At 56.3% G+C, this 21,431-nt stretch carries 19 protein-coding genes; 15 read left to right on the forward strand and 4 right to left on the reverse strand.

Annotated features, from left to right (window positions below):
* The first annotated feature begins 306 nt into the window (after positions 1–306).
* The 9 genes from CKW31_RS25400 to pdeM all read left to right on the forward strand — a co-directional run bounded on the left by CKW31_RS25400 (position 307) and on the right by pdeM (position 11,005).
* A complete protein-coding gene (locus CKW31_RS25400) occupies positions 307–1,362 on the forward strand; it encodes a ligase-associated DNA damage response exonuclease (RefSeq protein ID WP_095101254.1) in 1,056 nt (351 codons plus the stop codon).
* Positions 1,359–3,074, forward strand: a complete 1,716-nt coding sequence (locus CKW31_RS25405; RefSeq protein WP_095101256.1) for an ATP-dependent DNA ligase — start codon at positions 1,359–1,361, stop codon at positions 3,072–3,074. Before CKW31_RS25400 ends, CKW31_RS25405 begins: the two co-directional genes overlap by 4 nt.
* Positions 3,075–3,403: 329 nt before the next feature.
* On the forward strand, positions 3,404–4,186 hold the full coding sequence (locus CKW31_RS25410) for a transporter substrate-binding domain-containing protein (protein WP_095101258.1): 783 nt from the start codon (positions 3,404–3,406) through the stop codon (positions 4,184–4,186).
* Between the two features lie 85 nt (positions 4,187–4,271).
* Positions 4,272–5,000, forward strand: coding sequence for an ABC transporter permease (locus CKW31_RS25415; protein ID WP_095101260.1), 729 nt, complete (start codon positions 4,272–4,274; stop codon positions 4,998–5,000).
* Complete coding sequence (locus tag CKW31_RS25420) at positions 4,997–5,707, forward strand: ABC transporter permease (protein ID WP_095101262.1); 711 nt, start codon at positions 4,997–4,999, stop codon at positions 5,705–5,707. Before CKW31_RS25415 ends, CKW31_RS25420 begins: the two co-directional genes overlap by 4 nt.
* Positions 5,708–5,716: 9 nt before the next feature.
* The gene (locus CKW31_RS25425; protein ID WP_095101264.1) at positions 5,717–6,835 is read left to right on the forward strand and encodes a succinylglutamate desuccinylase/aspartoacylase family protein; all 1,119 of its coding nucleotides are present in this window, start codon (positions 5,717–5,719) and stop codon (positions 6,833–6,835) included.
* A gap of 13 nt (positions 6,836–6,848) precedes the next feature.
* On the forward strand, positions 6,849–7,613 hold the full coding sequence (locus tag CKW31_RS25430) for an ABC transporter ATP-binding protein (RefSeq protein WP_027898451.1): 765 nt from the start codon (positions 6,849–6,851) through the stop codon (positions 7,611–7,613).
* A gap of 249 nt (positions 7,614–7,862) precedes the next feature.
* Positions 7,863–10,352 carry a ligase-associated DNA damage response DEXH box helicase gene (locus CKW31_RS25435; protein ID WP_095101266.1) on the forward strand — a complete coding sequence of 830 codons (2,490 nt, stop codon included), beginning with the start codon at positions 7,863–7,865 and terminating at the stop codon, positions 10,350–10,352.
* A complete protein-coding gene (gene pdeM, locus CKW31_RS25440) occupies positions 10,349–11,005 on the forward strand; it encodes a ligase-associated DNA damage response endonuclease PdeM (RefSeq protein ID WP_095101268.1) in 657 nt (218 codons plus the stop codon). Before CKW31_RS25435 ends, pdeM begins: the two co-directional genes overlap by 4 nt.
* 112 nt (positions 11,006–11,117) lie before the next feature.
* Here pdeM and CKW31_RS25445 read toward each other — a convergent pair whose 3' ends face one another.
* Positions 11,118–11,336: a hypothetical protein gene (locus CKW31_RS25445; protein WP_095101270.1), complete on the reverse strand. Its 219-nt coding sequence runs from the start codon at positions 11,334–11,336 to the stop codon at positions 11,118–11,120.
* A gap of 118 nt (positions 11,337–11,454) precedes the next feature.
* Positions 11,455–12,021: a dCTP deaminase gene (gene dcd / locus CKW31_RS25450; RefSeq protein ID WP_027898447.1), complete on the reverse strand. Its 567-nt coding sequence runs from the start codon at positions 12,019–12,021 to the stop codon at positions 11,455–11,457.
* 310 nt (positions 12,022–12,331) lie between these two features.
* Here dcd and CKW31_RS25455 point away from each other — a divergent pair, with 310 nt between their 5' ends.
* Complete coding sequence (locus tag CKW31_RS25455) at positions 12,332–12,541, forward strand: cold-shock protein (protein WP_002554837.1); 210 nt, start codon at positions 12,332–12,334, stop codon at positions 12,539–12,541.
* A gap of 185 nt (positions 12,542–12,726) precedes the next feature.
* Here CKW31_RS25455 and apbC read toward each other — a convergent pair whose 3' ends face one another.
* Entirely contained in the window at positions 12,727–13,821 is a 1,095-nt protein-coding gene (gene apbC, locus CKW31_RS25460; RefSeq protein ID WP_095101272.1) for an iron-sulfur cluster carrier protein ApbC, read from the reverse strand.
* Between the two features lie 292 nt (positions 13,822–14,113).
* Between apbC and metG the strand changes: the two genes are divergently transcribed.
* From metG to CKW31_RS25480, 4 genes are all read left to right on the forward strand, one after another.
* Positions 14,114–16,162, forward strand: a complete 2,049-nt coding sequence (metG, locus tag CKW31_RS25465; RefSeq protein ID WP_095101274.1) for a methionine--tRNA ligase — start codon at positions 14,114–14,116, stop codon at positions 16,160–16,162.
* Between the two features lie 109 nt (positions 16,163–16,271).
* The gene (gene rsxB / locus CKW31_RS25470; protein ID WP_256582730.1) at positions 16,272–17,366 is read left to right on the forward strand and encodes an electron transport complex subunit RsxB; all 1,095 of its coding nucleotides are present in this window, start codon (positions 16,272–16,274) and stop codon (positions 17,364–17,366) included.
* Entirely contained in the window at positions 17,363–18,001 is a 639-nt protein-coding gene (gene nth, locus CKW31_RS25475; RefSeq protein ID WP_095101278.1) for an endonuclease III, read from the forward strand. The genes rsxB and nth overlap by 4 nt, the downstream gene beginning before the upstream one ends.
* 105 nt (positions 18,002–18,106) lie before the next feature.
* Entirely contained in the window at positions 18,107–18,289 is a 183-nt protein-coding gene (locus CKW31_RS25480; RefSeq protein WP_027898442.1) for a PA3496 family putative envelope integrity protein, read from the forward strand.
* Between the two features lie 120 nt (positions 18,290–18,409).
* Here CKW31_RS25480 and CKW31_RS25485 read toward each other — a convergent pair whose 3' ends face one another.
* Positions 18,410–19,036, reverse strand: a complete 627-nt coding sequence (locus tag CKW31_RS25485; RefSeq protein ID WP_025261490.1) for a response regulator transcription factor — start codon at positions 19,034–19,036, stop codon at positions 18,410–18,412.
* A 1,246-nt stretch (positions 19,037–20,282) separates the two neighbouring features.
* Between CKW31_RS25485 and CKW31_RS25490 the strand changes: the two genes are divergently transcribed.
* On the forward strand, positions 20,283–20,810 hold the full coding sequence (locus CKW31_RS25490) for a hypothetical protein (RefSeq protein WP_095101280.1): 528 nt from the start codon (positions 20,283–20,285) through the stop codon (positions 20,808–20,810).
* Positions 20,811–21,431 lie beyond the last annotated feature (621 nt).

The raw sequence follows: 21,431 nt of genomic DNA on the forward strand, positions 1-21,431 counted from the left end.
TCTGTAAGAGATGGCGCGATGCCCTGACACCGTGCTGTCTCGTAGCAAACGCAAGACCCTGTGGGAGCGGTGCTTGCCCGCGATAAACGATAACGCGGTATCTCGTCTACCTGCGTCTCATGTATCGTCGGAATGCCGCCCAGACCAAGCACCGCTCCCACAGGGATATCATTCCAACTGCTACTTAGCCTGCTCTACGCCAGCTCAAAACCGGCAAGGTAGCGAAATATCAAGTCCGCAACGTTCTTCGAACTTCCTCCCCCGCCCCGCCCTCAAACCTGACAAGCCCATCCAGTCGGTTATTCCATGGATCTTGTTATCGCGCGTCCCGAAGGTTTGTATTGCCCGCCCGGGGATTTCTATATCGACCCGTGGCGTCCAGTGGAGCGCTCCGTCATTACTCACGCCCACGGCGATCATGCGCGAACCGGCAATGAGCACTATCTGGCCGCCGCGCCCGGCGAAGGCATTCTTCGTTCGCGACTAGGGCAGGACATCAACCTGCAAACCCTGGCGTACGGCGAAACCCTGGTGCACCACGGCGTCAAACTGAGCCTGCATCCAGCCGGGCATGTGTTGGGTTCGGCGCAGGTCCGGCTGGAGTACAAGGGCGAAGTCTGGGTGGCATCCGGCGACTACAAAGTCGAGCCGGATGGCACCTGCGAGCCGTTCGAGCCGGTGCGCTGCAATACCTTCATCACTGAATCGACGTTCGGCCTGCCGATCTATCGCTGGCAGCCGCAGTCGCACATTTTCGCCGGAATCAACGACTGGTGGCGGGCCAACGCCGCGGTCGGCAAAGCCAGCGTGCTATTCGCCTATTCCTTCGGCAAGGCGCAACGCATCCTGCATGGCATCGACCCGGAGATCGGGCCGATTCTGGTCCATGGTGCGGTGGAGCCGTTGAACCGGGTTTATCGGGAAGCCGGGGTGCGAATCCCTGAAACCCAGTACGCCGGCGACTTCAAGAAAACCGATCCGGCCCTGCGTCAGGCGCTGATCCTCGCACCTCCCTCCGCAGGCGGCAGCACCTGGATGAAGCGCTTTGGCGAGTTCAGTGATGCCTTCGCCAGCGGTTGGATGATGTTGCGCGGCACACGCAGACGACGCGGCGTAGACCGAGGCTTTGTGCTGTCGGATCACGCCGATTGGCCGGGCCTGCTATGGGCAATCGAGCAGACGGGTGCCGAGCGAGTGATGGTGACCCACGGTTCAGTAGCAGTGCTGGTGCGTTACCTGCGCGAGTCCGGACTCGATGCCCAGGGCTTCGTCACCGAATATGGCGATGAAGAGGACTCTGGCGCCGCAGAAACAAAACCAGAAGACACCAAACCTGAAAAATCAACCGAGGCCTCGGCATGAAAGCTTTTGCCGAGCTGTATTCCCGACTCGACGCCACCACCTCAAGTAACGCCAAGCTGGCCGCCATGCGCGACTACTTCGCCAAAGTGCCGCCGCAGGATGCAGCGTGGGCAGTGTATTTCCTCTCTGGCGGACGCCCACGCCAACTGGTGCCCACCAAACTGTTGCGCGAACAAGCCATGACCCTGGGCAAGCTGCCGGAATGGTTGTTCGAAGAAAGCTATCAGGCCGTCGGTGACCTGGCAGAAACTCTGGCGCTGCTATTGCCAGAGGCCGAACACGACTCCGACGAAGGTCTGGCCGTCTGGATGGAAGACAAGCTGCTGCCTTTGCGGGGCTTGCCTCCAGAAGAACTGGCCGAGCGCCTGCCGACATTCTGGAGCCAGTTGGACCGGGTCAGTCTGATGGTTTGTATCAAGCTGATCACTGGTAGCTTCCGGGTGGGCGTCTCGAAGCTTTTGGTCACTCGCGCCCTCGCCGCCATGGCCGATATCGACAGCAAACGCGTGGCGCAACGCCTGGTGGGTTACACCGACTTGTCTCACCGGCCCAGCGCCGAAGGTTTCCTTAAACTGATCGCAGCCGAATCGGCTGACGAGCACGCCCAGCGTGGCGGTCAGCCTTATCCGTTTTTCCTCGCCCACGCCTTGCAGCAGCCGGTGGATCAGTTCGAGAGCCTGCTGGGGCCTGCGGAAAACTGGCAAGTGGAATGGAAGTGGGACGGTATTCGCGCACAACTGGTCAAGCGCGAAGGTCGCTTGTGGATCTGGTCTCGCGGTGAAGAGTTGGTGACTGATCGCTTCCCGGAGTTGCACAGCCTGGTGCAGAGCCTGCCCGACGGGACGGTCATCGACGGCGAAATTGTCGTCTGGAAACCAGCAGAACAGGAAGTAACTGAGGGCGCGGAGTTTTCCCTCAGCGCTGAATCCCCGCCAGAGGCCACGCAGGCTCAACCATCAGTGCAGCCCTTCGCGCTCCTGCAGCAGCGTATCGGCCGTAAAACGCTGGGCAAGAAAATCCTCGAAGAATTGCCCGTTGTAGTGCTCGCTTACGACCTGCTGGAATGGCAGGAGCATGACTGGCGCAGCCGCCCGCAACATGAGCGGCGCACGCAATTGGAAAAAGTGATCGAAACCTGCCAAAGCCCCGTGCTGCTCCCCTCCCCGGTGATCAATGGCAAAGACTGGCTGGACTTGAGTGTCCAGCGTGAAGCCTCTCGCAGCCTGGGCGTCGAAGGCATGATGCTCAAATCCCGGGATTCTCTGTATGGCGTCGGGCGCACCAAAGACATGGGCGTCTGGTGGAAATGGAAGGTTGATCCGTTCAGCGTCGATGCGGTGCTGATCTACGCCCAGCGTGGCCATGGCAGGCGCGCCAGCCTGTACAGCGATTACACGTTCGCGGTGTGGGACGGCCCGCCCGAACAAAGCGAGCGCACCTTGGTGCCATTCGCCAAAGCCTATTCAGGCCTGACCGACGAGGAAATGCGCAAGGTCGACGCCATTGTGCGCAAGACCACCGTCGAGAAATTCGGCCCGGTCAGCAGTGTGACTCCAAGCCTGGTATTCGAACTGGGCTTCGAAGGCATTGCGCTGTCAAAACGCCACAAAAGCGGGATTGCGGTACGTTTTCCCCGTATGTTGCGCTGGAGGCAGGATAAATCAGTCGCCGAGGCCGATAGCTTGTCGACGTTGCAGGACTTGCTGGGGTAGGATGCCGCCCTTTTTTGGGTCGCACAGTTATCGATGCACCCTGTTGGAGCAATAACCGTGGGAGCAGAGCTTGCTCGCGATAAGTACACCGCGCATGCAGGTCGATCAAAGTGTCCTTATCGCGAGCAAGCTCTGCTCCCACCGGATTGGGTTTCAAATCAGAACGAAGTGATGGCGCAACACTGGCAGTCAACATTGCGACAACTCCGTACATTTAAAACGCACGTTCGTATCTTTGGTTCGGAAATTGCTATCTTCTGTGGTCTGGCACCCGCCGGTAGCAAGCCTCGCGTGTTCCCAACGCTCAATTTGGTTTTAAGGACTGAACGATGAAAAAAGCATGGCTGACCCTTTCTGCATTGGCTGTTTGTCTCGCTGCAGGCAATGCAATGGCCAAGGAATACAAGGAACTGCGTTTTGGCGTTGATCCTTCTTATGCACCTTTCGAATCAAAAGCCGCTGACGGCAGCCTGGTAGGCTTCGACATCGACCTGGGCAACGCTATCTGCGAAGAGCTGAAAGTTAAATGCAAATGGGTTGAAAGCGATTTCGACGGCATGATTCCAGGCCTGAAAGCGCGTAAATTCGACGGCGTCATCTCGTCGATGACCGTTACCCCGGCGCGTGAGAAAGTCATCGACTTCTCCAACGAGCTGTTCTCCGGCCCGACGTCCCTGGTGTTCAAAAAAGGTGCAGCCCTGACGGCTGACCCGGCTAGCCTGAAAGGCAAAACCGTGGGCTACGAGCAAGGCACCATTCAGGAAGCCTATGCCAAAGCCGTGCTGGACAAGGCAGGCGTGAAAACCCAGGCCTATGCCAACCAGGATCAGGTTTACGCCGACCTCGTTTCCGGTCGTCTTGATGCGTCCATTCAGGACATGCTGCAAGCCGAACTGGGCTTCCTGAAGTCACCGCAAGGTGCCGATTACGAAGTCAGCAAGCCAATCGACAGCGAATTGCTGCCTTCCAAAACCGCGATCGGTATCGCGAAAGGTAACAAAGAGCTCAAGGCCCTGCTGGATAAAGGTATCAAAGCGTTACACGACGACGGCAAATATGCCGAGATCCAGAAGAAGCATTTCGGCGATCTGAATCTGTATAGCGGTAAATAACACCCCGACGCCCATGGATTTCGGCGATCATCCACCGCCGATTTCCATGGGCGTTTTGTTTTATTGACCGTTAAAGGCTTTACCCATGTTCGATACGCTGCTGCAAACCCTCGGACTCTCCACCTTCAGCCTCAAAGGCTTTGGCCCTCTGCTGCTTGAAGGGACGTGGATGACCGTTAAATTATCGCTGCTGTCGCTGTTCGTGAGCATTGTGCTCGGACTGATCGGCGCCAGTGCAAAACTGTCGAGCGCCGCCATCGTGCGGATGCCGGCGCAGCTCTACACCACGCTGATCCGTGGCGTTCCCGACCTGGTGTTGATGTTGCTGATCTTCTACAGCCTGCAAACCTGGCTGAGTCAGCTGACCGACGCAATGGAATGGGACTATATCGAAATTGATCCTTTCAGCGCAGGCGTGATCACCCTCGGTTTCATCTACGGTGCCTACTTCACCGAAACTTTCCGTGGTGCGATCCTTTCCGTGCCGCGTGGACAGGTCGAAGCCGCCACCGCTTACGGCCTCAGTCGCGCACAGCGGTTCCGCTATGTGGTATTCCCGCAGATGATGCGTTTTGCCCTGCCGGGTATCGGTAACAACTGGCAAGTGCTGCTCAAGGCCACTGCGCTGGTGTCGATCATCGGTCTGGCCGATCTGGTCAAGGCCGCACAGGACGCCGGCAAAAGCACCTACCAACTGTTTTATTTCCTGGTCCTCGCTGCATTGATTTACCTGCTGATCACCAGCGCTTCGAACTTTGCCCTGCGTTGGGCTGAACGGCGGTATTCCGCAGGCAGCCGGGAGGCTCAACGATGATCGAACTGCTTCAGGAATACTGGCGCCCCTTCCTTTATAGCGACGGCGTACACATCACCGGCCTCGCCATGACCATGTGGCTACTCAGCGCTTCGATCGCCATCGGCTTTCTGGTCTCGATCCCGCTGTCCATCGCTCGCGTGTCCAGCAATTTCTGGGTTCGTTGGCCGGTGCAGTTCTACACCTATCTGTTTCGCGGCACGCCCCTCTATATACAGCTGCTGATTTGCTACACCGGTATCTACAGCCTCGAAGCCGTACGCGCGCAGCCGATCCTCGATTCGTTCTTTCGCGATGCGATGAACTGCACGATCCTGGCGTTCGCCCTGAACACGTGCGCGTACACCACCGAGATCTTCGCCGGGGCGATCCGCAGCATGAACCACGGCGAAGTCGAAGCCGCCAAAGCTTACGGACTGACCGGCTGGAAGCTTTACGCTTACGTGATCATGCCGTCGGCCCTGCGTCGCTCGCTGCCTTTCTACAGCAACGAAGTGATCCTGATGCTGCATTCGACCACTGTGGCCTTCACCGCCACTGTGCCGGACATTCTCAAAGTCGCTCGAGACGCTAACTCGGCCACCTTCATGACGTTCCAGTCGTTCGGTATCGCCGCCATTATTTACCTGTGCGTCACGTTCATCCTGGTCGGCCTGTTCCGCCTTGCCGAACGCCGCTGGCTGGCCTTTCTCGGCCCGACTCACTAGGACCTGCCCATGCGTCATGACACCCACGATCTGCTCGCGCCGGTGCCGGGCACTGCGCGGCAGATCCACAGTTTTCACTACGGTCCGCAAGACGGCGCCTGCAAGGTCTATATCCAGGCCTCGCTGCACGCCGACGAGCTGCCGGGCATGCTGGTTGCCTGGTACCTGAAGCAGCGTCTGAGTGAGCTGGAAAATGCCGGTTTACTGCTGGGTGAAATCGTCGTCGTGCCGGTGGCCAATCCCATCGGCCTGGAACAGGTCCTGATGGACGTTCCATTGGGCCGTTATGAGCTGGAAAGCGGACAGAACTTCAACCGCTGGTTTGTCGACCTCGGCGCACAAGTGGGCGATGACGTTGAAACCCAGCTAAACGACGATCCGCAGCACAACATCCGGCTGATCCGCCGCAGCCTGAGCAAAGCGCTTGAAGCGCAGATCGCATCGACCCAACTGCAATCGCAACGCCTGACCTTGCAACGTCTTGCCTGCGATGCCGACATGGTTCTGGACCTGCATTGCGACTTCGAATCCGTCGAGCACCTGTACACCACGCCTGAAGCCTGGCCACAGGTGGAAATGCTCTCGCGTTACCTCGGCGCTCAGGCCAGTCTGTTGGCCACTGACTCCGGTGGCCAGTCGTTCGATGAATGCTTCACGCTGGTCTGGTGGCAATTGCAACAGCGCTTTGGTGATCGCTTTGCGATTCCCATGGGCAGTTTCTCCGTAACTCTGGAGCTGCGCGGCCAGGGCGATGTGAATCACGCGCTGGCCAGCCGCGACTGTCAGGCATTGATCAATTATCTGATCCATTTCGGTGCCATTGGCGGTGAAGTGGCGACCGCTCCGGAATTACTGTATCCAGCCACGCCACTGGCGGCGGTGGAACCCGTCGCTACGCCGGTCGGCGGGCTACTGGTGTTTTGCGCCCAACCCGGCGAATACGTCGAGGCGGGCCAGTTGATCGCAGAAGTCATCGACCCGATCAGCGACGCCGTCATGCCGATCCACACGTTCAATTCCGGACTGCTCTATGCGCGCTCGTTACGCCGCATGGCCACCGCCGGCATGGTCATCGCTCACGTCGCAGGCACCGAAGCCTACCGTAGCGGCTACCTACTTTCTCCTTGAGGACTTGCTTGTCATGTACAAACTGACCATCGATGGCCTGCATAAAAGCTACGGCGATAACAAAGTACTCAAAGGTGTTTCGCTCAAAGCCAGCAGCGGCGATGTCATCTGCCTGATCGGCGCCAGTGGCTCCGGCAAAAGCACGTTCCTGCGCTGCATCAACTTCCTCGAACAGCCCAACGATGGCGCCATGAGCCTGGACGGCAAGCAAGTCCGCATGGTGAGCGACAGGGGCCACATGCGCGTCGCCGACCCGGACGAACTGCAAAGCATCCGCACCCGTCTGGCCATGGTGTTCCAGCATTTCAACCTGTGGGCGCACATGACCGTGCTGGAAAACATCACCATGGCACCGCGCCGGGTGCTGGGGGTTTCAAAAGAAGAAGCCGAAGCCCGCGCCCGCAAGTATCTCGACAAGGTTGGCCTGCCGGAACGTGTTGCCGATCAATACCCGGCGTTCCTTTCTGGCGGTCAGCAGCAGCGCGTAGCCATTGCCCGTGCGTTGGCGATGGAACCGGAAATCATGCTGTTTGACGAGCCTACTTCAGCGCTCGACCCGGAACTGGTCGGTGAAGTGCTCAAAGTGATTCAGGGCCTGGCTGAAGAAGGCCGGACCATGATCATGGTGACTCACGAAATGAGCTTCGCCCGCAAAGTCGCCAACCAGATCGTGTTCCTGCACCAGGGCCAGATCGAAGAGTCCGGGCACCCGGATGAAGTGCTGGGCAACCCTAAAAGCGAGCGGCTGCAGCAGTTCCTTAGTGGGAATTTGAAATAGCCTGTGACAGGTGATGACCTGTGGGCTGATGACGTGGGACCGGCTTCAGCCGGGAAGGCTGACTGGCAGGCGCCACACATTCAGCGGCTGTCACGGCCTCTTCCCGGCTAAAGCCGGTCCCACGTCAGCTTGCAGGCAGACATCGAATCTCCCGCAGGTCCGGCGTTGCTAAGACCTGCCTATCCAACAAAACTAATCCCCTCGCCCCGCTGTCTCTGAAATACCCCCTTTCAGAGCACACAGCGGCGCATGAGCAGACCTACCGATTTCGCTCAGCGATGGTTTTCGGAACGCAGCTGGAAACCTTTTCCTTTTCAGAAAGAGGTCTGGTTGGCCGTTAAGCAGGGGCATTCAGGCCTGCTGCACGCCAGCACCGGCTCGGGCAAAACCTACGCCGTATGGTTCGCCGCGCTCAATCGTTTCGCCCAAGCCGTCAAACCGCCAGCCGACGACAAACCCCGCAAGCGCAAACCGCCTGCGGCCGTGTTGAGCGTGTTGTGGATAACTCCCATGCGCGCACTGGCCGCCGACACGGCCAGGGCGCTTGAAGCTCCCTTGGCAGATCTGGACATCCCCTGGAGCGTCGGCCTGCGCACAGGCGATACCAGCAGCAGCGAACGCGCCCGACAAGGGCGGCGACTGCCCACTGCGCTGATCACCACGCCCGAAAGCCTGACCCTGCTGCAGACCCGCGCTGACGCTCAAAGCACGTTCTCGACCTTGAAAATGGTGGTCGTGGATGAATGGCACGAACTGATCGGCAACAAGCGCGGCGTTCAGTTGCAACTGGCACTGGCCCGCTTGCGCCAATGGAATCCGGATCTGATCGTGTGGGGCGTTTCTGCGACGCTTGGCAATCAACAGCACGCTCAGGAAGTGCTGGTCGGCGAAGGCGGCGTCAGCGTTCAAGGAAAAATCACAAAAGAACTGCGGGTGGATACCCTGTTGCCACCGTCCATCGAGCGCTTTCCGTGGGCCGGGCATATGGGCCTGCGGATGCTGCCGCAAGTACTGGCAGAAGTGGACAGCAGCGCCAGTTGCCTGGTATTCACCAATACTCGTGCACAATCGGAGATCTGGTATCAGGCCCTGCTGGAAGCTCGTCCCGACTGGGCCGGACTGATTGCCCTGCACCACGGCTCACTGGCACGGGAAGTGCGTGACTGGGTCGAGCGCGCCCTGAAGGATGGCCAGCTCAAAGCGGTGGTGTGTACGTCCAGCCTTGACCTGGGTGTGGACTTTCTGCCCGTCGAACGCGTGCTGCAAATCGGCTCACCCAAAGGCGTCGCACGTCTCATGCAACGCGCCGGGCGCTCAGGCCATGCGCCGGGCCGCCCGTCGCGGGTGACGCTGGTGCCAACGCATAGCCTGGAACTGGTTGAGGCCGCTGCGGCCCATGACGCGGTTGCGGCACGGATGATCGAGCCTCGAGAGTCGCCACATAAACCGCTCGACGTACTGGTCCAGCATCTGGTCAGCATGGCGCTGGGCGGCGGCTTCGATCCTGAAACGCTGTTACACGAAGTCCGTACTGCCTGGGCTTATCGAGAACTGACCGATGACGAGTGGCAATGGGCATTGGCTTTCGTTCGTCATGGCGGCCATTCGTTGACCGCCTATCCGGACTACCGACGCGTAGAGCCTGACGAAAATGGCATCTGGCGGGTGCCGGACGCCCGCCTTGCCAGACGTCACCGCATGAGCATTGGCACCATCGTCAGCGACGCCAGCATCAACGTGAAGTACTGGAAAAAAGGTGGCGGCGGTGGCTCGCTGGGCAGCGTCGAAGAAGGGTTCATTGCGCGACTGAAACCCGGTGATGGCTTTCTCTTTAGTGGGCGGCTATTGGAGCTGGTACGCGTGGAAAACATGACCGCCTATGTGAAAAAGGCCACCAGCAAAAAAGCCGCTGTTCCTCGCTGGAATGGTGGGCGCATGCCGCTCTCCGGCGAACTGGCGGCTGCGGTGGTGACAAAGTTCGACGCAGCCGCTCACGGAGAATTCAACAGCCCGGAAATGCAGGCCGTCAAACCCTTGCTTGAAGTCCAGCGTCAGTGGTCCGCCCTGCCCCAGGAAAATACCCTGCTGGCAGAAATCATGAAATCCCGTGAGGGATGGCACCTGTTTCTCTACCCCTTTGCCGGTCGTCATGTGCATCTGGGGCTGGCGAGCCTGTTGGCCTGGCGACTGAGCCGCCATACACCGCTAACCTTCTCCATCGCCGTCAACGACTACGGCTTTGAGCTGCTCAGCGCCACCGAACTGGATTGGCAGGCACAACTGCACCCTGAGCTGTTCAATGAAGAACACCTGATGAACGACATCATGGCCAGCCTCAACGCGGGCGAACTGGCCCTGAGACGCTTCAGGGAAATTGCCCGTATTGCCGGGCTGGTATTCTCGGGGTATCCGGGTGCGCCGAAGAGCAATCGGCAACTGCAGGCGTCCAGTGGATTGTTCTTTGAAGTTTTCAAACAATACGACGCTGGCAATCTACTGCTGACCCAGGCTCAGGAAGAGGTTCTGCGTCAGGAGCTGGATGTCACGAGACTGGAGCACACCTTGCAACGCATCAACCAACGCACGCTGGACGTACACTTGATCAAACGCGCTACGCCTATGGCGTTTCCCCTGCTGGTGGAACGCATGCGAGAAAGCCTGAGTTCGGAAAAACTCGCCGACCGGATTGCCCGAATGGTGCGCGATCTGGAAAAAGCAGCAGGACCTGACGCCACATGAATCCTCACGTCCCGGTACAACTGGCAGGTGCGGAACTGTGGTTGCTGGCTGAAAAAGCGATTTACTATCCCGAATACAGAGCTCTGCTGATCGCCGATGTGCATTTTGGCAAAGCGGCTGCCTTTCGTGCGCTTGGACAACCGGTGCCACAAGGCACGACCCAGAACAATTTGCAGCGCCTTGATGATCTGCTGCAAAGCTATCCCTGTGATCGGCTGATCTTCCTCGGTGACTTCCTGCATGCGAGGCAATCACGCACCCCGTCAACGCTAGAGGCATTGAGCAATTGGCGATCACGACATCCGACGCTGGCAATCACGCTGATCCGCGGCAATCACGATAAACACGCGGGTGATCCGCCCTCGGATCTGATGATCGAGACCGTACCGGAGCCTCTACTGCTAGGGCCGTTCGCGCTGCAGCATGAGCCCCATCCGCACCCGACTCATCACGTGCTGGCCGGGCATGTTCATCCGGTTTATCACTTGCAGGGGCGTGGACGTCAGCGGTTGCGACTGGCTTGTTTCTATCTCAATGAGCGCACGAGTCTATTGCCCGCGTTCGGCGCATTCACCGGCGGGTACAAAGTAGAACGTGAGGAAGACAGCAGAATTTACGTGGTGGGGGATGGTGCGGTGTGGGCGACCGGCTGAAACGATTCATGCCTGCGCTTTCAACCCCAATAAGCGCCTGATCGAGCATGACCTGGACGTCATCAGCAGCACTACTGGCCAATGCATGCGCCAGCAGTGACAAGAAAATTATTCAGGCAACCGGAGCCGGTGGTGGCTCGTCGGGAACGGTTGGGCTACCGGGTTCAATCGGATCGGGATTGTCTCCCGGCCCATCTGGCCCTGGTTGGCCTGGAATACCGCCGCCAACCATATTGAACTGCGGATAGGCGAGTAACGACAAGGCAAGCAGACCCACGTGATTCTCTCGCGGGTCAGCCCCCTGGGCGCTGGCGTTCGATTGTCTCTTCATAAGGTACTCCTGAGCGTTATCCCCTACCCACGCAGTGTGAGGAGAAGCGATTCAGTCAATAGAGTGCCGAATTGAGGACTAATTCAATTTCGCCAGCGTTAACGGTAACAAATATCAGTTAAGCGCGAGGCAAGGTAACGCCGCGCTGCCCTTGATATTTGCCGCCACGGTCCTTGTAAGACACTTCACACTCTTCGTCGGACTCGAGGAAAAGCATCTGTGCCACGCCTTCGTTTGCGTAGATTTTCGCAGGCAGTGTGGTGGTGTTGGAGAACTCCAGCGTCACATGACCTTCCCATTCCGGCTCAAGCGGGGTCACGTTGACGATGATGCCGCAGCGTGCATAAGTGCTTTTACCCAGACAGATGGTCAGCACATTACGCGGGATGCGGAAGTATTCGACGGTGCGGGCCAGGGCGAACGAGTTCGGCGGGATGATGCAAACGTCGCTTTTCACGTCGACAAAGCTGCCTTCATCGAAGTTTTTCGGGTCAACGATTGCAGAATTGATGTTGGTAAAAATCTTGAATTCATCTGCACAGCGCACATCGTAGCCATAGCTGGAAACGCCATAAGAGATGAGACGACTGGCACCTTCGCCACGCATCTGGCGCTCGACGAAGGGCTCGATCATGCCCTGCTCCTGCGCCATGCGGCGAATCCACTTGTCCGATTTGATGCTCATGGCGATGTCCTGATAGCTGGGTGAAAAAACATGTCCGGCATCTTACCGGGCCACGGCGCCGTGTTCAAAGCCTGTAGCAGCGTGCCAGCCAATGCTTTTCCCCATGAATGGAAATAATCCTCAATTGACGGTTGGCATGCTCAAAAAAAAGCGTTAAGGTGGCGTCACTGTGTTGCTTGTGTCACTGAGAATCTCTACACGATGTTGAATTTCGATCCAACCATCTCCAAGAATTTTTCCTGCTCTTTGCACTCAGTCTCGGCCAGGGCACTTCCTGAGTCGCAGTTAACTTTGTCCAAGGAGATACACCATGTCTAATCGCCAAACTGGTACCGTTAAGTGGTTCAACGATGAAAAAGGCTTCGGCTTCATCACTCCACAATCCGGTGACGACCTGTTCGTGCACTTCAAAGCTATCCAATCTGACGGCTTCAAAAGCCTGAAAGAAGGCCAACAGGTCTCTTTCATCGCTACCCGCGGTCAGAAAGGCATGCAAGCTGAAGAAGTTCAAGTTATCTAACTTGTACTTATTCGCTTAAAGAACCCCGCTTCGGCGGGGTTTTTTTATGCCTGTAGGAAATGCCTGCTGATTTCCGTAGGACCGGCTTTAGCCGGGAGGGCGGCAGTGCGGCCGATATAATTGCATTGCGTACCGGCTCCCTCCCGGCCAAAGCCGGTCCTACAGCATAATTAGAGCGCTACATGCTAATCGTCGCTGACAGAAATACTCGGCATCGCCGGGCTGGCCGCTTCCTGCAGCACAATCCGTGCACCTACATGTCGCGCCAGTTCCTGATAGACCATCGCGATCTGACTTTCCGGCTCAGCAATAACCGTCGGCTTACCACCATCGGCCTGCTCGCGGATCAGCATCGACAACGGCAATGAGGCCAGCAGCTCAACGTCATACTGCGAGGCCAGCTTCTCGCCACCGCCCTCACCGAACAAATGCTCAGCGTGACCGCAGTTCGAGCAGATGTGTACAGCCATGTTTTCCACGACGCCAAGCACCGGAATATTGACCTTGCGGAACATCTCGACGCCTTTCTTCGCGTCCAGCAGTGCAAGATCCTGAGGCGTGGTGACGATCACAGCACCTGCGACCGGGACTTTCTGGGCCAGCGTCAGTTGTATATCACCGGTACCCGGCGGCATGTCGATGACCAGGTAATCCAGATCATTCCACGCCGTTTGCGTAATCAACTGCAGCAATGCACCGGAAACCATAGGACCGCGCCACACCATCGGCGTGTTGTCATCGGTCAGAAAGGCCATGGACATCACTTCGACACCGTGGGCCTCGATCGGCACGAACCATTTCTGATCCTTGATCTTAGGCCGCGTACCTTCTGCAATACCGAACATCACGCCCTGACTCGGACCATAGATATCAGCATCCAGAATGCCGACCCGCGCACCTTCGCGAGACAACGCCAACGCCAGATTCGCCGCCGTGGTGGATTTGCCAACGCCGCCTTTGCCGGACGCTACGGCGACAATGTTCTTCACATTGGCCAGACCCGGGATCTGCCCTTGCGCCTTGTGCGGCTCGATCACGCAGGTGATATCCACTTTGGCCAAGGTCACACCCTCCAGGCCTTCAATGGCAATTTGCAGCATCTGCGCCCAGCCACTTTTGAACAGACCGGCCGCGTAACCCAGTTCAAGCTGGACACTCACGCGCTCGCCGTGAACCTCAATGGCACGCACGCACCCGGCGGTGACGGGGTCCTGATTCAGATAAGGATCGGTATATTGGCGAAGAACGGCTTCCACCGCTGCGCGATTAACAGCGCTCATGGGCTACTCCCGAATAAAGACAGACTAAAACAGGCGGCTATCCTAACGCTTCTGCGCGCCACCGGCATGGTTTCGCTGGAATCATCATTCCCGTAGGAGCGCACTTGCCCGCGATAGCGTCAGACCGGGCGGTAATATTTCGACTGAAATACCGCAATCGCGGGCAAGCGCGCTCCTACAGGCGATGCGCAAGGATTCAAAGCGCACATTCCTACAGTCAGCACAGGATGAAAAAAATCACTCAGACCTTTATAGTGGCCGACCTCCGTTTCACTTCAAGTAGCCGAGCCCCATGTCCGAGCCACGCAAGATCCTCGTTACCAGCGCCCTGCCCTATGCCAATGGTTCGATCCATCTTGGCCATATGCTTGAGTACATCCAGACCGATATGTGGGTGCGCTTCCAGAAGCACCGCGGCAACCAATGCATTTATGTCTGCGCGGACGACGCTCACGGCTCGGCAATCATGCTGCGCGCAGAAAAGGAAGGCATCACCCCGGAACAACTGATCGACAACGTCAAGGCGGAACACAGCGCCGACTTCAGTGATTTCCTGGTGGACTTCGACAATTTCCACTCGACGCACTCGGATGAAAACCGCGAGCTGTCGAGCATGATCTACACCCGCCTGCGCGATGCCGGGCATATCGCTACTCGCTCTATCACCCAGTATTTCGACCCGGAAAAGAAAATGTTCCTGGCCGACCGCTTCATCAAGGGCACGTGCCCGAAATGCGGCACTGAGGATCAGTACGGTGACAACTGCGAAAAGTGCGGCGCGACCTACGCCCCCACTGACCTGAAGGACCCGAAATCGGCGATTTCCGGCGCTACGCCTGTCTTGAAAGACTCGAAGCATTTCTTCTTCGACCTGCCAGCCTTTGACGCCATGCTCAAAAGCTGGACACGCAGCGGCACCTTGCAGGATGCCGTGGCAAACAAGATTGCCGAATGGCTGGATGCCGGCCTGCAGCAGTGGGATATCTCCCGCGACGCGCCTTACTTCGGCTTCGAAATCCCTGATGAGCCGGGCAAGTACTTCTACGTATGGCTGGACGCTCCTGTCGGTTACATGGCCAGCTTCAAGAACCTTTGCGCGCGCCGTCCGGATCTGGATTTCGATGCATTCTGGGCCAAGGATTCGACCACCGAGCTGTATCATTTCATCGGCAAGGACATCGTCAACTTCCACGCCCTGTTCTGGCCAGCAATGCTTGAAGGTGCTGACCTGCGCAAGCCGACCGGTATCAACGTACACGGCTACCTGACCGTCAATGGCCAGAAAATGTCGAAATCGCGCGGCACGTTCATCAAGGCCCGCACCTATCTGGATCAGCTGTCGCCGGAGTACCTGCGTTATTACTACGCAGCCAAGCTCGGCAAGGGTGTGGACGATCTCGATCTGAACCTCGACGACTTCGTACAGAAGGTCAACTCGGACCTGATCGGCAAGGTCGTGAACATTGCCAGTCGTTGTGCCGGCTTCATTCACAAAGGCAATGCCGGTGTCATGGTGGCTGAAAATGCAGCCCCGGAATTGACCGACGCATTTCTGGCCGCAGCGCCTGGTATCGCGGAAGCCTATGAGGCACGCGACTTCGCCCGCGCGATGCGCGAAATCATGGGTCTGGCGGACCGGGCCAATGCCTGGATTGCCGACAAGGCTCCCTGGTCGCTGGCCAAGCAGGAAGGTAAACAGGATGAAGTGCAGGCGGTTTGCGCACTGGGCATCAACCTGTTCCGGCAATTGGTGATTTTCCTCAAGCCGGTATTGCCACTGCTGGCTGCCGACGCCGAGAAATTTCTCAACGTTGCGCCACTGACCTGGGATGATCACAAGACGCTGCTGAGCAATCATCAGCTCAACCCGTTCCAGGCCCTGATGAGCCGCATCGATCCAGCCAAGGTTGAAGCCATGACTGCCGCTTCGAAAGAAGACCTGACGGCCAGCGCAACCGATACCGGTGCAGCCCCCGAGGGTAACGGTGAGCTCGTCAAGGATCCGCTGTCTGCCGAGATCGATTTCGATACCTTTGCGGCAGTTGACCTGCGAGTCGCCCTGATCCTCAAGGCTGAGCATGTTGAAGGGGCAGACAAACTGCTACGCCTGACGCTGGATATCGGTGACGAGCAGCGCAACGTGTTCTCCGGCATCAAAAGCGCCTACCCGAACCCGGCCGAGCTTGAGGGTCGTCTGACCATGATGATCGCCAACCTCAAGCCGCGGAAAATGCGCTTCGGCATCTCGGAAGGCATGGTGATGGCCGCAGGCCCGGGTGGTGAAGAAATTTACCTGCTTAGCCCTGATAGCGGTGCCAAACCCGGCCAGCGCATCAAGTAAGACATGAGCCTTACCCGATAACAGCCTTGTATGCTGTTATCGGGTTTATGCTTTTTGCAGTAACCGAACGCTCGTCAGAGAGCGCTTTACCCACTTCATTGCTCACCGCCTGTTCGCCTATTCGCCTATTCGCCTATTCGGCAAAACCATGAACCTCATCCAAAGCATCGACGCCCTGCTGCCCCAGACCCAATGCGGAAAATGCGGGCATCCCGGCTGCAAGCCTTACGCAGAAGGAATAGCCCAGGGCGAGGCGATCAACAAATGTCCGCCGGGTGGCGATGAGACCGTTGCGGCTCTGGCGCAGTTGCTCAGCGTTCCCGCCCTGCGCGTCGATCCGCAGCGGGGTTCGGCGCCAGCACAAGTCGCGTTTATCCGGGAAGCTGAATGCATTGGCTGCACCAAGTGCATTCAGGCCTGCCCGGTCGACGCTATCGTCGGCGCAGCAAAGTTCATGCACACCGTCATCGTCAACGAATGCACCGGTTGCGACCTGTGTGTCGCCCCCTGCCCGGTGGATTGCATTGACCTGCTGCCGCTGCCTTCTACCGTCATACCTATCGTCAGCGGGCACGCGACGACTGTGCCAGAGCAAGAGAATCGCAGCCACAAGCGAAACCAGGCACGACGTCGCTTCGAGTCCCGCAACGCGCGGCTGCGACGTGAAGAGGAGCGTCGGCACGCTGAGCGACTTGCGCGTACGCAAAGGGCAACAGCAGCGCCTGACGCATCTCGCTTACCCGTGCATTCAGCAATGGAGCGCACAAACACGCAAAGCGTTGCCGTCGATGACGAAGCATTGAAAAAAGCCCGCATCAACGTGGCAATGAGCAGGGCTCAACTCAATAAATCCCTGAAGGCATTCGGTCACCCTCCCATCGCCGAGCAGGCAGCACGTCTGGTTCAACTGCAGCAGGAATACGAAACGGCCGAACAAGCGCTTAACAGCCTTCAATCCGCGCAGCCAGGCCCAATCGCGACTCCAATGCCGCGGATGGACAACAGCGGGGTCAAACGTGCAAAAATCCAACTGGCCATGGCCCGCGCTGCCTTGAAAAAAGCGCAAACGAGCGAGGCCTCTTCAGAGCAGATCGCGAGCCTGACGACTGAGCTTCAACATGCCGAACAGGCGCTTGAGACCGCAGAACAGAGTCTGTCGGCCAACCCGCAAGCTATCGCCCCCAAGGAAAACCCCGGTTCATGAATGCTGCAAAACGTCAGGAAATCTTTCGTCGCCTTCACGAAGACAACCCGGATCCAAAGACTGAACTGGCCTACACCACGCCATTTGAACTGCTTATCTCTGTGATCCTTTCAGCACAGGCAACCGATGTCAGCGTGAACAAGGCCACCGCACGGCTTTATCCTGTCGCCAACACCCCACAGGCGATCTATGACCTTGGCGTGGAAGGTTTGTCCGAGTACATAAAAACCATCGGTCTCTACAACAGCAAGGCTAAAAACGTTATAGAAACGTGCCGAATGCTCATGGAGTTGCACGGTGGAGAAGTGCCACAGACACGCGAAGCACTTGAAGCCTTGCCCGGCGTCGGGCGCAAGACAGCCAATGTGGTGCTCAATACCGCATTTCGCCAAATTGCCATGGCGGTAGACACTCACATATTTCGTGTCAGCAATCGTACCGGCATCGCACCAGGTAAAAACGTGGTTGAGGTAGAAAAGCAGTTGATGAAGTTTGTACCCAAAGATTATTTGCTGGATGCCCACCACTGGCTGATCCTGCTCGGCCGCTACGTTTGCCAGGCTCGAAAGCCACGCTGCGGCAGCTGCATGATAGAAGACCTGTGCGATTACAAGCACAAGACCTCGGACGATTGAGCGATAGGGCCTCGAACGACTGATCGATTGAAAAAATCTTTTTTACCCGCTCGCAGATACTCGCTATAAGGTGCGCCAACGACAGCCTAAGTCTGGAGTCACCTTATGAGCACCGACAAAGAGCAATTGGACGTAGACGACGATTTCATTGCGGTTGAATCAGATGATGCAGAACCTGCACCTGTTGAACCGGCCAAGACCAATCTCAGCAAACGGCGCACGATCGACAACATGCTTGAAGAAAGACGCCTGCAGAAGCAACTGGCTGATTACGACTACGATCTTTGATCGCTACGACCGCGTCACCCGCCATTCAAAGCCTCTCATGTGCGAGAGGCTTTAGAGCTCAGCGCCAAACGCGGTGGCGCAATGTCATGATTCCCTCCCGACGAAAACCGCAAAGCCCCCTCAGACCAGACCATTACGCTGAGCAAGCTCGATAAGATCGACCAGCGAATGAGCATTCAGCTTGAGCAGCAGCCGAGTTTTGTAGGTGCTGACTGTTTTATTGCTCAAAAACATTCCATCTGCAATTTCCTTATTGGTTTTGCCTCGAGCCAATTGCTGCAACACCATCATTTCCCGACCAGAAAGACGATCGACCATGTCAGCTTCGCTGGCATTGCCCATGCTTGAGCGAACGGTATGCAGCGCCTGGTTAGGGAAATAACTGTAGCCCGACAATACGGCCTTGATCGCACTCAACAATTCGGTGAGGTCTTGCTGCTTGCACACATATCCAGCTGCCCCGGCCTGCATGCAGCGCATTGAGAAATGCCCAGGTGCCTGAGAAGTAAGGATCAGCACCTTGAACGGCAGCGTCATGGCAGACAGACGCGCAATGACTTCAAGGCCATCCAGCTTTGGAATGCCTATGTCGAGAATCACGATATCGGGCAAATGCTCACGAGCCAGTTGCAGGGCATCCACTCCATTATCCGTCTCCGCAATGACCTCATAGCCATGGCGCTCCATCAGCATACGAACAGCAAGGCGAATGACGGGATGATCGTCCACGATCAGCACTTTATTCATGGGCAGTCCAATTTTCGCTTTTCGAAGTTTCAGAGTCAGCACAATAGCTTAGTCGTTTAGTGCTTTGCATGGCGCACCCCCCTTGGGACTGACAGCCAAAGACCATTCCCACAACCACAGCAGAAGTTTCCTACAAATATGAGTCTAAATGACGCTACATAAGAGGCCATCACAAGTCTGCCTGCGCTGAAAAAGAGAAATTAACTGCTTTGTACAAAATAGAGATAAAGGAGCGTGAATCAACTAATAGAATTATTATGTTCGGGTCAAGCATTTTTCAAATATCCCTTTGGACTAATAAACATGCGTTACACCGGTTTGGTCGATCCTGAAGCCATCGACAACTGTGACAAGTGGTCGAGCGCTCAGTCTAGATAGCTTCTAGCCATCACCAGAAACGATGCTTTGATACTCCCTTCATACGTCCCCGAAATTTCCGGGCCTCACGAGCAAAAAATATACTGTTACATTGCTGATACACAGGCCCTGCGCATCGGCGACGGCATCCAATATGTCAGAACACCGGCACATTAAGCGTCAAGGTTGTGCCAACAGAATATTTCAGGCGCCCCCTCCGCGACGTTTAAAAAATACACACTTTGCGGCGTTCATTTTGTAAATATATATATTTTGCGAAAATTCCTACTTAGGTTTCGGAAACGACTGAACTCTCAAGAAAGCTTGACCGCCTTGCTCATTCAAATGTGCGGTATTCATGCACCGCACAACTCATAAAAGCAGATAACCTGAACTCAATGGAAAAATCTACAAATAGTGCATGACTTTTCTGACGGAGACTGGTTCAAGGCAGCCAACCGGCTGAAAGCTAATACTATATCCCCGCTCAAATCCATACACCCTTGCCCAAAGAGGAAATGTACTACAACACTAACAGACGCTGAAAATTGCCATGTAAGAAAAGTAATTGCGTCATAAATCAATCCATCTAGCTAAAGCTTTTTTACTTGCAAATTTTATTACCAGTCGTTACTTTTTCAAGAGCCCTTCCACTAATCACTCATAAAAACATGCAGGACTACATGAAACCCACTTAACAAATGATGCCAATTTGACCATCCAGAAAGCGTAGCTTTATATGGACCCTCCCTCACTAAAGAGCCGAAGGGATTCGGGCAGCATGAACATGACCCATCCGGACTAGTCTTCGCTGACCGCGCCCTGATAAGGACCGACGATTCTTTTTGAATGGGCCCTGTGTAAAACCATGTTCAAAAAGGGATATATCATGAACAACAAAATCTCCAGTGCCTGCCCTCAAGATGCAGACTCTCTGGATCTTGCGGCAGCCGTTGAACACTTCGTGGCTCAGGGCGGCGTTATTGACATCGTCTCGCACACTGCACATCAGGCAGCCACATTGAACACCCCCAGTGCAAAGTCAGAGTCTGAAATTGCAGCATTTGAAAAGCCTGGAAAGTTGGAAACTCTGAAGGCGCTGGTGGCGAAAGGTGCCGGAATTAATGCACTGCAGTACTCGCTGAGGATGAACAGGAAAGATATCAAACAGATGGCCTCGGAACACGGTGTGAAAATCGCGTTCAGCCGCCCTGTCGGCGACACTGGCAAGGCCTACCGCTCTGAAATGTCAGACATTGATGACACTGTGGCCGGGCATGCAATGCATTATTCAAGCCTTGGATACTCCGCCCACGAGATTGCCAACATTCTGGGTTTGAGCGTTCGCCAAGTGTGGAACATAGGAAAAGCGTATCGGTTCGAATTCAAAATAAACGAAGGTGACCCCTCCCCCTGAAACAATCAGAAGAAGCAAACTAACCCCAACAGAAGATTAACGAACTTTCCAGCTGTACTGCACAGCTTCGAAAGTCCGCAAAATCTACCCTCTCACTCCATTAAAGGTCTTATTTGAGAAGAACACCATGAAACTACTACCGCGTCTTATCAACCCCATTAGCATCATTGCGATGTTTGCCGCCCTGTGCGAGGCATCAGCAACAACGGTACTCCCTCACCTTGACGACGAGAACCGTCAAATCTATATATGGTTTCTTATTGCGTTTCCCTCTGCGCTCGTCGTGTTATTTTTCCTGACGCTCAATTTCAACAGTCGGGTTCTTTACCCTCCTGTCGAACCCACAGAGAAATAGCCTGAATGTTATCAAGGCGTTAGGAACCTCATAATATGCCCGCACCTGCCCGGCCTTCCCGGTAAAGCCAGTAGTGGCCACAACGGTCCAGACAAACTTTTGCCGGTTTAACCATTCGGTCGATTATTGAATGCAGAACTTATGAGGGAATTGAATCAAAAAACTCATGACGCTTTTGAAACGTCACAACAAAACACTGGCAGATTCATCCTTGCGTGAAAGGCACCACCGCATTTATACGGCACCTGTGGCGGCCGGTAAGCCAC

Source organism: Pseudomonas sp. Irchel 3A5 (assembly GCF_900187575.1).
GTDB classification, from domain to species: Bacteria; Pseudomonadota; Gammaproteobacteria; order Pseudomonadales; family Pseudomonadaceae; genus Aquipseudomonas; species Aquipseudomonas folii.